Below are 14,900 nucleotides of genomic sequence, written 5' to 3' on the forward strand. Positions count from 1 at the left end.
ACTTTGTACGCCATCGGAATCGAACACTGTCCGATGGGCCGGGCCGCCCCGGGAAGGACCATCCTGCCGCTCCTCCCTTCAACTTGACGTACGACCCGGCGAAACGGTTGCCCGGACTTCACCCGGGACGTGTCCTCGCACCGGCGTCGTACGACCGGGGCCGGGCGGTGGCGCGAAAGCACGGCCCCGGCTATGTCCCAGGGGCGTCTTCCCCGCGGATGACTGCCAACACCCCATCCAGCTCGTCCGGTTTCACCAGGACGTCGCGCGCCTTGGAGCCCTCGCTGGGCCCGACGATGTTCCGCGACTCCATCAGGTCCATCAGCCGGCCCGCCTTGGCGAACCCGACCCGCAGCTTGCGCTGGAGCATCGAGGTGGACCCGAACTGGGTGGAAACGACGAGCTCGGCCGCCTGGCAGAGCAGGTCCAGGTCGTCACCGATGTCCTCGTCGATCTCCTTCTTCTTGGCGGTGCCGACCACCACGTCGTCGCGGAAGACCGGCGCCATCTGATCCTTGCAGTGCTGGACGACGGCCGCGACCTCGTCCTCGGTGACGAAGGCGCCCTGCATACGGGTGGGCTTGTTGGCCCCCATCGGCAGGAACAGCCCGTCACCCTTGCCGATGAGCTTCTCGGCGCCGGGCTGGTCCAGGATGACCCGGCTGTCGGCCAGCGACGAGGTCGCGAAGGCGAGGCGGGAGGGCACGTTGGCCTTGATCAGACCCGTGACGACGTCGACCGAGGGCCGCTGGGTGGCGAGCACCAGGTGGATTCCGGCGGCGCGGGCCAGTTGGGTGATGCGGACGATGGCGTCCTCCACGTCGCGCGGGGCGACCATCATCAGGTCGGCGAGCTCGTCGACGATCACCAGCAGGTACGGGTACGGCGAGAGCTCCCGCTCGCTGCCCGGCGGCGGCTTGACCTTGCCGCTGCGCACTGCCTGGTTGAAGTCGTCGATGTGCCGGTAGCCGAAGGCGGCGAGGTCGTCGTACCGGAGGTCCATCTCCCGCACCACCCACTGGAGGGCCTCGGCGGCGCGCTTGGGGTTGGTGATGATCGGCGTGATCAGGTGCGGGATGCCCTCGTACGCGGTGAGCTCGACCCGTTTCGGGTCGACCAGCACCATCCGCACGTCCTCCGGGGTCGCCCGCACCATGATCGAGGTGATCAGACAGTTGATGCAGGACGACTTGCCGGACCCGGTCGCACCGGCCACCAGCACGTGCGGCATCTTCGCCAGGTTGGCCATCACATAGCCGCCCTCGACGTCCTTGCCGAGCGCGACCAGCATCGGGTGATCGTCCTCGGCGGCGTCCGCGAGGCGCAGCACGTCACCGACGTTCACCATCTCGCGGTCGGTGTTGGGGATCTCGATGCCCACCGCCGACTTCCCCGGGATCGGGGAGATGATCCGGACGTCGGGACTGGCGACGGCGTACGCGATGTTCTTGGCGAGCGCGGTGATCCGCTCGACCTTCACGGCGGGGCCGAGCTCCACCTCGTAGCGGGTGACCGTCGGCCCGCGGGTGAAGCCCGTGACGGCGGCGTCGACCTTGAACTCGGTGAACACGTTGGTCAGGGCTGCCACGATCGTGTCGTTGGCGGCACTGCGGGTCTTGCCGGGTCCGCCGCGTTCCAGCAGGTCGAGCGAGGGCAGCGCGTAGGTGATGTCACCGGACAGCTGCAACTGTTCGGCACGGGCGGGCAGGGGCTCGGACTGCGAACGGTCGGGCGCGGGCTTCGTCAGGTCGGGCACGCCGCCCGTCGGCGCTGCCCCCTTGCCCGGTTTCCGCCCGCCGTCGCCAGCCCTGGCGCCCGGCACCGGTGTGTCCGGGCGTTCGCGTTCGGCGGTGACGCCCTGGGTGAGGTCGGCGACGATCGGCGAGGGGGGCATGCCGTTGAGCACGGCCCCGTCGAGCGCCGCGGCCGCCGCGGCGGCGACGTCCACCGCGTCCATGGCGCGGTTCTGCCCGGCGGGCCTGCGAGACCGTCGGCGCCCGGCGAGCGCCTCGGCCTCCGCCTGTTCGGGGTCGTGGTCCTCCGCCTCGGCGCGTCGCGCCGGGGAGCGACGGGAACGGGCGGGCAGTGCCTCGCGCCACTGTTCCTCGTAGCGCTCGTCGTCGTTCTCCTGGTCCTCCTCCGGATCGTAGGGGGGGTCGAGAATGCCGAGCTTGGTGCCGAGCAGCCGCAGCCGTTGCGGAATGGCGTTGACCGGGGTGGCGGTGACGACGAGCAGTCCGAAGACGGTGAGCAGCAGGAGCAGCGGGACGGCCAGGACCTCGCCCATCGTGTAGATCAGCGGTTTGGAGGCCGCCCAGCCGATCAGGCCGCCCGCGTCCTGCATGGCCGTGGTGCCGTCGCCCCGCCCGGGCGATCCGCACGCGATGTGGACCTGTCCGAGCACGCCGACGACCAGTGCGGAGAGACCGATGACGATGCGGCCGTTGGCCTCGGGACGCTCCGGGTGGCGGATCAGCCGCACCGCGACGGCACCGAGCAGTATCGGTACGAGCAGGTCGAGCCGTCCGAAGGCTCCGGTGACGAGCATCTCGACGAGGTCGCCGACGGGGCCGCGCAGGTTCGACCAGGTGCCCGCGGCGACGATCAGCGCGAGGCCCAGCAGCAGGAGCGCGACGCCGTCCTTGCGGTGTGCGGGATCGAGTCCCTTGGCACCGCGCCCCACGCCGCGGAACACGGCGCCGACGGCGTGGGCGGCGCCGAGCCAGAGCGCGCGCACCAGACGGTAGACACCGCCGGTGGGTGACGGCGCCGGCCGGGGGGCGGCCGCCTTCTTGGCCGGTGCCTTCCTGGACGGCGCGGACTTCTTCGCGGCGGGCTTTCTCGCGGGCGCGGCTTTCTTCGCCGGTGCGCTCTTCTTGGCGGGCCCCGCGGTACGGCCGACGCGCTTCGCGGTGCCCGCCGTGCCCTGGGAACCCTTGCCGGACGTACGTGAGGCCATGGTTCCGAGGTTACCGGTGTCGACAGCCGTGAACACGTGTGCCTGCCGCTTCACCCGACCGTGTCGCTGTGCGTGGGCCGGAAACTGACGCGCTCTCACGCCTCGGCAGGAGCCGACGCCTCGTCACGGGCCATCGAGCGCCCGGTGGCACACGGCAGTTGGGAAGCGTCCCGGGCAACCGCCCGTCGGCAGGCCCGACGTCATCACGCGCACCCGCATCGCGCCGGTGGGTCCTTCCCCGTCACGGCCCGGCGCGGCCGTCGGCCCGCGGCCTCCGGCGTCCGTGCAGCTACGAGGCGTGCAGCTACGAGGGAAGGCTGGTCGCGCCGCTGCCGGTACCGGGCTCCAGCGCGTCGAGCGCCCGGCGCAGACCGGTGAGCTTGCGTTCCAGATGGGCGGCGGTGGCCACCGCGGCGGCATCCGCCGACTCGTCGTCGAGCTGCTTGGAAAGTGCCTCGGCCTGTTCCTCGACGGCGGCGAGCCGCGCCGAGAGCTCGGCAAGCAGCCCGGCCGGTTCGTTCTCGTGGCCCGCGCCGCCGTCGGTGTCGCCCTCCAGCTGGAGGCGCAGCAGGGCCGCTTGTTCCCGCAGCTTGCAGTTCTTCGTGTACAGCTCGACGAAGACCGAGACCTTGGCGCGCAGCACCCACGGGTCGAACGGCTTCGAGATGTAGTCCACCGCGCCCGCCGCATATCCCCGGAAGGTGTGATGCGGTCCGTGGTTGATCGCGGTGAGAAAGATGATCGGGATGTCCCGGGTCCGTTCCCGTCGCTTGATGTGCGCGGCGGTTTCGAAACCGTCCATGCCCGGCATCTGGACGTCCAGCAGAATGACCGCGAAGTCGTCCGTGAGCAGCGCCTTGAGCGCTTCCTCCCCTGACGATGCCCGCACCAGTGTCTGATCGAGCGCAGAGAGGATGGCCTCCAGCGCCAGCAGATTCTCCGGCCGGTCATCGACCAGGAGGATCTTGGCCTTCTGGACCATGGCCCGTCCTCCTCGCCCCGGAATTGCACCGGGCGCCGCCCCAGGGGACGACTCCCTTGCGCCGTCCGTCCTTGTGCCGGTCATGGTAGCCGCACCCCGCCCGTCACCACACCCTGTCACCGTGATGTCACTGTGCACACAAGGGAAACGTCGCAGAGAACGGGAAGGTTCCCCGTACGGGGCCCTCCCACACCCCCGCGAACACAGTCGATCATCAACTCATCGTAATTCTTTCCGTCACCAATCATTCTCCGCGCATCCATTGCTCCATGACGGACAGAAGATGATCAGGGTCAACAGGCTTGGTGACATAGTCGGAAGCACCGGATTCGATCGCCTTCTCCCGGTCGCCCTTCATGGCCTTCGCGGTCAGCGCGACGATGGGCAGTCCGGCGAACTGCGGCATCCGCCGGATCGCCGTCGTCGTGGCGTACCCGTCCATCTCCGGCATCATGATGTCCATCAGTACGACAGCGACGTTGTCGTGCTGCTCCAGGACTTCGATGCCGACGCGGCCGTTCTCGGCGTACAGCACCGACAGACCGTGCTGTTCCAGCACGCTGGTGAGCGCGAAGACGTTGCGGATGTCGTCGTCGACGATCAGCACCTTCTCGCCGTGGAACCTGAACGCCCTGCGGGCCTTCGGCGCCTCCTGGACTCCGGGCGTCCACTGCTCCTGCCCGGTGGCCGGGGCAGTGGTGCGGGAGGGCAGCGCGGGCTGCCGTCCGGCCCCGCCCAGGGCCTTGCGTCGGTGCGGCGTCAGCCCGCCGGCACCCCCGGCGGTGTTGCCGACGTCCGCCGGATCATGGGAGCCGGTCCCCGCGCCGACCCCCGGAGCGGACTCCGGAAGCAGCGCCTCCGCGGCTGCGACGCCGCGCGCCTCGGCACCCTCCGGACCGTTCTGCGGATACCCCTGCGGCGGCAACTCGCTGGGATGCAGGGGCAGGTACAGCGTGAACGTGGAACCGCGACCCGGCTCGCTCGCCGCGTGGATCTCCCCGCCCAGCAGCCGGGCGATCTCCCGGCTGATGGACAGTCCGAGCCCCGTACCGCCGTACTTGCGGCTGGTGGTGCCGTCCGCCTGCTTGAACGCCTCGAAGATCACCAGCATCTTGCTGGCCGCGATGCCGATGCCGGTGTCCGTCACCGAGAAGGCGATCAGGTCGGCGTCGGCCGCGCGCAGCGAACCGGCCTCCAGAAGCTGCTCGCGGATGGCGTTCGGCACGTCCTGGGTGGCGAGCCGGATCACCAACTCGACCGCCCCGCTGTCGGTGAACTTCACGGCGTTGGAAAGGAGGTTGCGCAGCACCTGGAGCAACCGCTGCTCGTCCGTGTTCAACGTGGCGGGCAGCTCCGGCGAGACCCGCACGGAGAAGTCGAGGCCCTTCTCCGCGGTGAGCGGCCGGAAGGTCGCCTCCACGTAGTCGACCAACTGGACCAGGGCGATCCGGGTCGGACTGACATCCATCTTGCCCGCCTCGACCTTCGTCAGATCGAGGATGTCGTTGATCAGCTGGAGCAGGTCGGAACCCGCCCCGTGGATCGTCTCGGCGAACTCCACCTGCTTCGGCGAGAGATTCCCCTCGGCGTTGTCGGCGAGCAACTTGGCGAGGATGAGCAGGGAGTTGAGCGGGGTGCGCAGCTCGTGCGACATGTTCGCCAGGAATTCGGACTTGTAGCGCATCGAGACCGCGAGCTGTTCGGCACGCTCCTCCAGGACCTGCCGGGCGTCCTCGATCTCGGTGTTCTTGACCTCGATGTCGCGGTTCTGCCGCGCCAGCAGCTCGGCCTTCTCCTCCAGTTCGGCGTTGGACTCCTGGAGGGCCTTCTGCCGGTTCTCCAGCTCCTTGGAACGATCCCGCAACTGCTCGGCCAGCTCCTGCGACTGTTCGAGGAGTTTCTCGGTCTTCGTGTTGACGCTGATGGTGTTGACGCTCGTCGCGATCATCTCGGCGAGCTGGTTGAGGAAGTCCCGCTGGATCTGGGTGAACGGCTGGAACGAGGCGAGTTCGATCACGCCGAGGACCTTGCCCTCGAAGAGCACCGGCAGCACGATCACATGCGCGGGCGGTGCCTCGCCCAGTCCGGAGGAGATCTTCAGATACCCCGGCGGAACGTTGTCCACCTGGATGGTCCGCTTCTCCTCCGCCGCCGTCCCGATGAGCGTCTCACCGGGGCGGAAGGACGTCGGCATCGATCCGGCCGAGTACCCGTAACTGCCCCTCATGCGCAGCTCGTACGCGTTGTCCTGGTCCGTGTCCGTCCCGACCGTGTCGGTCTCCCCGATCGGCATGGCCAGGAAGAACGCCCCGTGCTGCGCGGAGACGACCGGCGTCAGCTCGCTCATGATCAGCGAGGCCACGTCGTCGAGATCGCGCCGCCCCTGCATCAGACCGGAGATCCGGGCGAGGTTGCCCTTGAGCCAGTCCTGTTCCTTGTTGGTGGCCGTGGTGTCGCGCAGGTTGGCGATCATCGTGTTGATGTTGTCCTGCAGGGCCTGGATCTCGCCGGCCGCGTCCACGTCGATCTTGAGGTTCAGATCGCCCCGGGTCACCGCCGTGGCGACCGCCGCGATGGCGCGCACCTGGCGGGTCAGGTTCCCCGCCATCTCGTTCACCGACTCGGTGAGGTCGCGCCAGGTGCCGTCGACGTCCCGCACCCGGGCCTGACCGCCCAACTGCCCCTCGGTCCCCACCTCACGGGCGACCCGCGTCACCTGTTCGGCGAACGAGGACAGTTGGTCGACCATCGTGTTGATGGTGTTCTTCAGCTCCAGGATCTCGCCCCGGGCATCGATGTCGATCTTCTTGGTGAGGTCGCCCTTGGCGATGGCGGTCGTGACCGCGGCGATCTGCCGCACCTGACCGGTCAGGTTGGACGCCATCGAGTTCACGGACTCGGTGAGGTCCTTCCACGTCCCCGAGACGCCGGGCACGCGCGCCTGGCCGCCCAGTTCGCCCTCCGTGCCCACTTCACGGGCGACGCGCGTCACCTCGTCGGCGAACGAGGACAGCGTCGTCACCATCGTGTTGACGGTGTCGGCGAGTTCGGCGACCTCGCCGCGCGCCTCGACGGTGACCTTCTTCGTCAGATCGCCGTTGGCGACCGCGGACGACACCCGGGAGATGTTCCGCACCTGGCTGGTGAGGTTGTTCGCCATCAGGTTGACGTTGTCGCTGAGGTCCTTCCAGATGCCGGTCGCGCCGCGCACCCGGGCCTGGCCGCCGAGGATGCCCTCGGTCCCCACCTCACGGGCGACGCGCGTCACCTCGTCGGCGAAGTTGAGCAACTGGTCGACCATGGTGTTGACCGTCGTGACCAGTTCGAGGATCTCGCCCTTGGCGTCGACGGTGATCTTCTTGGAGAGATCGCCGTTGGCGACGGCGGTGGTGACCTCGGCGATGTTGCGGACCTGGAGGGTCAGGTTGTTCGCCATGCCGTTGACGGACTGGGTGAGGTCCTTCCACGTGCCGGACACTCCCTGCACCTCGGCCTGGCCGCCGAGCATGCCCTCCGTGCCCACCTCGCGGGCGACCCTGGTCACCTGCTCGGCGAAGTTCGAGAGCTGGTCCACCATCGTGTTGAGCGTGTTCTTGAGCTCCAGGATCTCGCCCCGGGCGTCCACGTCGATCTTCTGCGACAGGTCGCCCCGCGCGACCGCCGTGGCGACCTGGGCGATGCTGCGGACCTGATCGGTCAGGTTGCCGGCCATGCCGTTCACCGAGTCGGTGAGGTCGCGCCACACACCGGCCACCCCGGGCACCTGGGCCTGGCCGCCGAGCCGCCCGTCGGTACCCACCTCACGGGCCACCCGGGTCACCTGGTCCGCGAAGGCGGAGAGCTGGTCCACCATCGTGTTGATGGTGTTCTTGAGCTCCAGGATCTCGCCGCGCGCGTCCACGTCGATCTTCTGCGACAGGTCGCCCCGCGCGACCGCCGTGGTCACCTGCGCGATCTGACGCACCTGGGACGTCAGGTTCCCGGCCATGAAGTTGACGGAGTCGGTGAGCTCCTTCCAGGTACCGGAGACGCCGTCGACCCGTGCCTGGCCACCGAGACGGCCCTCCGTACCCACGTCCCGCGCCATCCGCGTTACCTGGTCGGCGAAGTTCGAGAGCTGCGCCACCATCGTGTTGACGGTGTTCTTCAGCTCCAGCATCTCGCCCGCGACATCGACCGTGACCTTCTGCGAGAGGTCGCCGTTGGCGACCGCGGTCGTCACCTGCGCGATGTCGCGGACCTGCCCGGTCAGGTTCCGGAACGCCGTGTTCACCGAGTCGGTGAGGTCCTTCCAGGTCCCCGCCGCACCCGGCACCTCGGCCTGGCCACCGAGCCGGCCCTCGACGCCGACCTCCCGGGCCACCCGGGTCACTTCCGAGCCGAAGGACTGGAGCTGGTCCACCATCGTGTTGACGGCGTTCTTCAGCTCCAGCATCTCGCCGGCCACGTCGACCGTGACCTTCTGCGTCATGTCACCGCTGGCCACCGCCGTGGTGACCTGCGCGATGTCACGCACCTGCGTCGTCAGGTTCCGGAAGACCGTGTTCACCGAATCGGTGAGGTCCTTCCACGTCCCGGCGGCCCCCGGCACCTGTGCCTGGCCGCCCAGCAGCCCCTCACCGCCGACCTCGCTGGCCACCCGGGTCACTTCGTCCGCGAAGGTCCGCAGCGTCTCGGTCATCTGGTTGATGGTCTCGGCGAGCTGCGCGACCTCGCCGCGCGCGCTCACCGTGACCTTCTGCGACAGGTCGCCGTTGGCGACGGCCGTGGTCACCTCGGCGATCCCGCGCACCTGCGAGGTGAGGTTCCCGGCCATCGTGTTGACGGAGTCGGTGAGGTCCTTCCACACCCCGGCCACGCCGGGCACCTTCGCCTGTCCGCCGAGCTCGCCCTCGGTGCCCACCTCGCGCGCCACCCGGGTCACCTCGGACGAGAACGAGGAGAGCTGGTCGACCATCGTGTTGACGGTGTTCTTCAGCTGGAGCATCTCGCCGGCCACGTGCACGGTGACCTTCCGCGACAGATCGCCCTTGGCCACCGCCGTCGTGACCAGCGCGATGTCCCGGACCTGGGCCGTCAGCCGGTACGCCATGGTGTTCACGGAGTCCGTGAGGTCCTTCCACGACCCGGACATCCCGCGTACCTGGGCCTGTCCGCCCAGCTTCCCCTCGGTCCCCACCTCGACGGCGACCCTGGTCACCTGTTCCGTGAACGCCGACAACTGGTCGACCAGGTTGTTGACCGTACGGGCGACCTTCAGGAACTCGCCGCGCAACGGGCGTACCGTTCCGTCGGCCGTGTGCGACCGCAGTTCCATCCGCTGTGCGAGATCGCCGTCGGCCACCGCCGACAGCACCCGACCGACCTCCGAGACCGGGCGGGCGAGGTCGTCGACGAGTTCGTTGGAGGCGTCGATGGCGGCGGCCCAGGAGCCCTCGCAGGCCCCCGTCTCCAGCCGCTCGGTGAGTTTCCCCTCACGCCCGACCACACGCCGCACCCGGGCCAGTTCCCCGGTGAGGTGGAGATTCCGGTCGGCGACCTCGTTGAACACCGCCGCGATCTCCGCCATCACACCGTCGCCCGAGACGGTCAGGCGCCTGCGGAAGTTCCCGTCGCGCATCGCCACGAGTCCCGCCAGCAGTCTGTTGAGCGCCGCCGCGTCGACGTCGATGGTTCCATTGCGCTGCTTCTTCACGGACTGTCCGCCTTTTGTGCGCGTGTCTGATCCCCGCGCCGCCACGCCAGACTCCACCGTGTCCCTCCCGCAGGGGTTGACCGTATCGCTCGGGTCCTATCCGGAGCTTGCCCAGATACTCATTGGCTCACCGCCACAGCCCACCGTCGACGGGTGACCATGTGGACGTCAAATCGTTGAAACGTACCAGGCCCGGACCGGTCGGCGTGCGGCCTGCGGCGGTTGGCGCGGATCGCGCTGTCGAGAAGCCCACACTTGTCCGCCCGCTTGCCCGTTCCTGGCCGTTCCTGCTCGAAGTCGGCCCTCGTGTACCCGGCACCCGGACCGAGCGTCTAGCCTGGCAGAGCGAATCGAAGCGGCGATAAACGGGCACAGGACTCGGGGAAGCGACGAGACACCACATGGGGAGTGCTGTGATCACCGCGCGCGCGGCTGCCACCTTCGAACCGGTCGGGCGCTCCGTGGCGACCGCACGCGCCTTCGTCCGGGACACCCTCCAGGGCTGGGGATACACCGATGTCGTCGACGACGCCGTCGTCCTGACCAGCGAGCTCGTGACGAACGCCGTGGTGCACGCCGGCACCGCCGCGGACGTGCTGTGCCTGCGCACGGAGGACGGCGTCCGCATCGAGGTCGCCGACCACTATCCGGAGCGCGAGGTCCCGCTCCAGCGCCCGGGCCCCGGCTTCGTCTCCCCGGACCGCGAGAACGGCCGCGGGCTGATGCTCTGCGCTGCGCTGGCCTCCCGGTGGGGCGTCGAGTACTCCCCCACCCACAAGCACGTCTGGTTCCAGCTCGATCTGCCCGAGCGCCCGGTCGGCATCCGTTCCGCGGGCCCGCAGCTCCCGGTCGGCCTGCTGCCGGTCGCGGACGAGCGCGTGCGCGTGGCGGTCGTCCAGATCGACAGCAGTGGTTCGGTGGCCGCCTGGAACGAGGACGCCGGGTTCCTCTTCGGCCACACCGCTGAGCAGGTCGTCGGGAAGCAGCTCACCGACTTCACCGCCTGGCCGCAGACGCCGGGCACCAACACCGGCATCGCCGAGGCCCTGCGGCTCTCGCGCTGGGAGGGCAGTTACGGGATCCGGGGCGCGGACGGCCGTACCATCCCCGTCTACGCCTCGCACCTGCGGATCCGTGACCCGCACGGCGAGCCGTCCACGGTCTGTCTGCTCGTCCGCGACTACGAACGCGCCGTCCTCCAGTCACCGCCGCGCGCCCCGGTATCCGACGCGAACGCCGAGAGCCGCAAGACGGACCCGTTCGAGATCTTCATCGGCTCCCCCGCCCCCGACGACCTGGACGGCCTGCTCCAGCGCACGGTCGAGCGGGCACGTGACATGCTCGACGCCGATTCGGCCTTCCTGCTGCTGGCCACGGACGACGAGACCGAGCTGGAGGTGCGGGCCACGACCGGGCTCCCCTCCGCCCGGCAGCGCTTCGCCCGGGTGCCGGTGGAGGCCGGAACGGGACGTTACGGCTCCGCCCGGATGCCCGCCGTCCACGAGGACATCGACAGCATGCCCGGCGCCGTGCCCCTGCTGGGCGGCACGGGAATGCGCTCGGTCGTCACCGTGCCGCTGAAGGTCGAGGGCAGGCTCACCGGCTCGCTGGGCGTCGCCGCGGAGGCCGCGGGCCGGTACTCCAACGAGGAGGCGCTGCGTCTCCAGTTCGCCGCGGACCGCATCGCGCTGGCCGTCGAGTCGGCCCGTCTGGGCGAGTTGGAGCGTCTGCGTCGCGGTTCCCTCTCGTTCCTCGTCGAGGCCTCCGACCTGCTCGCGGGCACGCTGGACCGGGATCAGACGCTCGCCCTGATGGCGCAGATGACGGTCCCCACCCTGGCCACCTGGTGCGCCGTCTACACGATCGCGGACCAGTCCTCGGAGCCGGACCTCTCCTACGTGCTGCACGAGGACGAGGAGCGCATCGACGGTCTCAAGGCGCTGCTTTCGAGAATCGCTCCGCCGGACCCGGTGCCGACCCCCGGCGCCCGGGTCTGGGCCGCCCCTTCCGCGGCTGCCCACCAGGCCGCCCTGCGCACCTCGATGCGGACGCTCGGGCTCGGCGAACCGGGCCCCGGCATCGGCACCACGCTCGCCACCGCGGCCGCCGTGGGCGGCGAAACGGTGGTCCTGCCGCTGGTCGCCCGGAACCGCGTCATCGGCATGCTCACACTCGGCAAGCCGTCGGACGACCACTTCCGCCAGGAGATCCTGGAACTCGCCGAGGACCTGTCCCGTCGTGCCGCCCTGGCACTGGACAACGCCCGCCTGTACTCGGAACGCATGGCGATCAGCCAGTCGCTCCAGCGCAGTCTGCTGCCGCCGGGGCTGCCCGAGGTACCCAACGTCGAGATCGAGGTCATCTACCGCGCGGCGGGCGAGGGCAACGAGGTCGGCGGCGATTTCTACGACGTCTTCCCGATCCGCGACGGCGCCTACGGCTTCGCCATCGGTGACGTCTGCGGTACGGGCCCGGAGGCGGCAGCGGTCACCGGTCTCGCCCGCCACGCCCTGCGCCTCCTCGCCCGCGAGGGCTTCGGCGGCCCGGCGGTGCTGGAGCGCCTCAACGCGGCGATCCTCGACGAGGGTGCCCGCAGCCGCTTCCTCACGCTCCTGTACGGCGAGCTGTGGCCCCAGGAGGACGGCAGTGCCCTGCTGAAGGTGGTCTGCGCGGGCCATCCCCTGCCGTTGCGTCTGCGCCAGGACGGCTCGGTCGAGGCCGCGGCCGAGCCGCAACCCCTGCTGGGCGTGATGGAGGACCTCGACCTGTACGAGCAGACCGTGACACTCGCCCCGGGCGATGTCCTGCTGTGCGTGACCGACGGTGTCACGGAACGCCGGGAGGGCACCCGGATGCTCGGCGACGACGGCCTGGCCGATGTCCTGGCGACCTGCACCGGCCTGACGGCCGGTGCGGTGGCCTCGCGCATCCTGCGGGCGGTCGAGCGCTTCGCCGCCGAGCCGGCCTCCGACGACATGGCCATCCTCGCCATGCGCGTGCCCGAACCGCCTGCCGCCTGAACGCACTTCGCCCGGCGCCTCGGTGGGCGGGGGAACGGGCGGCCCCCTTCCGAAGGCGCCGAACCGTCGCGGACGGACCACCGTCACCGGGCGTGCCGGGTGTTGAGGCGGGCGGCCCGGCGTGTCAGGTGGTCGCGCTCGGCAAGGTTGGGGGCCTTGCGGGCCGCCTCGGTGTACAGGCGCGCCGCCGTTTCCAGGTCGTTGTCGCGTTCGTGAAGGTATGCCGCGACCGCCGTGTGGCGGGGTAGTGAGTCGTCAAGGGCTGCGAGCGCCGCGAGACCGGCACGCGGGCTGTCGGCCTCGCCGACGGCCACCGCTCGATTGAGCCGGGCGACCGGGCTGTCGGTCAGGCGTATCAGCTCGTCGTACCACTCGACGATCTGTGCCCAGTCGGTCTCCTCGGCGGTGGGTGCGTCGGCGTGGAGGGCGGCGATGGCGGCCTGGGACTGGAACTCGCCCAGCCGGTCGCGGGCGAGGGCCGCCTGGAGGATCCCGATGCCCTCGCCGATCGCCCCCGTGTCCCACCGGGCCCGGTCCTGCTCGGCGAGCGGCACCAGGCTGCCGTCGGGCGCGGTGCGGGCGGCGCGCCGGGCATGGTGAAGCAGCATGAGGGCGAGCAGCCCCGTCACCTCGGGGTGGTCGATCGCCGTCGCGAGTTGCCGGGTGAGGCGGATGGCCTCGGTGGCGAGGTCGACATCACCGGAGTAGCCCTCGTTGAAGACCAGATACAGAACGCGCAGCACGGTGGCGACGTCGCCGGGCCTGTCGAGCCGCACTCCGGAGACAGTGCGCTTGGCACGGCTGATGCGCTGCGCCATGGTCGCTTCGGGCACGAGGTGGGCGCGGGCGATCTGGCGGGTGGTGAGTCCGCCGACGGCGCGCAGGGTGAGCGCGACGGCGGACGACGGCGAGAGCGAGGGGTGGGCGCAGAGGAAGTAGAGCTGGAGTGTGTCGTCGGCGGCGGACGTGGGCCCGGGTGCCGGTTCCTCGTCGACGCGGTCCTCGCGCCGACGGCGGGCGGCATTCGCCCGGGTCGCGTCGAGGAACCGGCGCCAGGCCACGGTGACCAGCCAGCCCTTCGGGTCACGAGGCGGGTCGGCCGGCCAGGTGCGGACCGCCTCGACCAGCGCGTCCTGGACGGCGTCCTCGGCCGCCGCGAAGTCGGCTCCGCGGCGGACGAGGATGCCGAGCACGCTCGGCGTGAGGCTCCGGAGCAGAGCCTCGTCCATCGGTGAGGTCATTCCGTGATCGTGGGCGGCGCGGCCAGGAAGGGACGCAGCTCCAGCCACTCGTGGATCGGTTCTCCTCCTGCCCCGGGTGCGGCGGACAGTTCCCCGGCCAGTTCGACAGCGCGTTCGTACGTGTCCACGTCGATCACCATCCAGCCGGCGATGAGGTCCTTGGTCTCGGCGAACGGGCCGTCGGTGACCGGGGGACGGCCCGCGCCGTCGTACCGGACGAACGTCCCCTCGGGTGCGAGTGCCTGACCGTCGACGAACTCACCCGTCGCCTCCAGCCGGGACGCGAAGTCCTGCATGTACTGCATGTGGGCCGAGATCTCCTCCGGCGTCCACTGGTCCATGGGAACGTCGTTGACCGCGGCCGGCGCACCGCGGTAGTGCTTGAGCAACAAGTACTTGGCCATCGGGATCTCTCCTCGGTACGGGTACGACCCATTGTGGTCGCGTGCACTGCGAGGACGGAGCAGGCCACCGGATTTCGACATCGGCGCCCGGGATTCTTTTGGCACGCGCGGACGGCCCTCCCCCGTGCCCGGCTCCACCGCGGTGGGGTGCGCGGGGCGAAGTCTTGAGCGGGGAGACCTCGCATGTGCGCCGCCGCTCAGGTGCAGACGGGAGACAGATACAAGAAAGGCCCTCGCCATGATGGCGAGGGCCTTTCCTACTGAGCCCCAATGCGGAATCGAACCGCAGACCTTCTCCTTACCATGGAGACGCTCTACCGACTGAGCTATTGGGGCCTGCTGCGCTGTGGCAACGGTGTAAAGCATACCCCGAAATCAGGAGCACTCAAAACCACGGGGTACCCACGTTCCTGACATCTCGTCATCCCGCTCGGAGCCGCATCGGCCGTGGCCCACCGCAGCCCGCCCCGACGGTCCGAACCGAGTAGCACCGAAATGGCTCGGGAACGCGAAAAAGCCCCGTGCCACAAGGGCACGGGGCTTTCCCACAAAAGGAGTCCGGCGGCGACCTACTCTCCCACAGGGTCCCCCCTGCAGTA

Annotated in this window: 6 protein-coding genes and 1 tRNA gene; 1 reads left to right on the forward strand and 6 read right to left on the reverse strand. The window is 69.8% G+C overall.

All coding sequences use genetic code 11. The features are described 5' to 3' along the window. Window positions 1-190 precede the first annotated feature (190 nt). From ACF1CT_RS32085 to ACF1CT_RS32095, 3 genes are all read right to left on the reverse strand, one after another. Window positions 191-2,959 carry a DNA translocase FtsK gene (locus ACF1CT_RS32085; protein ID WP_391787511.1) on the reverse strand — a complete coding sequence of 923 codons (2,769 nt, stop codon included), beginning with the start codon at window positions 2,957-2,959 and terminating at the stop codon, window positions 191-193. A gap of 304 nt (window positions 2,960-3,263) precedes the next feature. Beyond that, window positions 3,264-3,941, reverse strand: coding sequence for a two-component system response regulator (locus tag ACF1CT_RS32090; protein WP_391787512.1), 678 nt, complete (start codon window positions 3,939-3,941; stop codon window positions 3,264-3,266). A 244-nt stretch (window positions 3,942-4,185) separates the two neighbouring features. Further along, window positions 4,186-9,636: a HAMP domain-containing protein gene (locus ACF1CT_RS32095; RefSeq protein ID WP_391787513.1), complete on the reverse strand. Its 5,451-nt coding sequence runs from the start codon at window positions 9,634-9,636 to the stop codon at window positions 4,186-4,188. 401 nt (window positions 9,637-10,037) lie between these two features. On the opposite strand from ACF1CT_RS32095, the gene ACF1CT_RS32100 reads away from it, so the two are divergent. Then, entirely contained in the window at window positions 10,038-12,656 is a 2,619-nt protein-coding gene (locus tag ACF1CT_RS32100; RefSeq protein WP_391787514.1) for a SpoIIE family protein phosphatase, read from the forward strand. 83 nt (window positions 12,657-12,739) lie between these two features. Here ACF1CT_RS32100 and ACF1CT_RS32105 read toward each other — a convergent pair whose 3' ends face one another. From ACF1CT_RS32105 to ACF1CT_RS32115, 3 genes are all read right to left on the reverse strand, one after another. After that, a complete protein-coding gene (locus ACF1CT_RS32105; RefSeq protein WP_391787522.1) occupies window positions 12,740-13,885 on the reverse strand; it encodes an RNA polymerase sigma factor in 1,146 nt (381 codons plus the stop codon). Window positions 13,886-13,893: 8 nt separating this feature from the next. Further along, window positions 13,894-14,301: a YciI family protein gene (locus tag ACF1CT_RS32110; protein ID WP_391787515.1), complete on the reverse strand. Its 408-nt coding sequence runs from the start codon at window positions 14,299-14,301 to the stop codon at window positions 13,894-13,896. A 263-nt stretch (window positions 14,302-14,564) separates the two neighbouring features. Next, a tRNA-Thr gene (locus ACF1CT_RS32115) sits at window positions 14,565-14,637 on the reverse strand. Window positions 14,638-14,900: the final 263 nt, after the last annotated feature.

It is taken from the genome of Streptomyces sp. NPDC014734 (assembly GCF_043083325.1).
Taxonomy (GTDB): domain Bacteria; phylum Actinomycetota; class Actinomycetes; order Streptomycetales; family Streptomycetaceae; genus Streptomyces.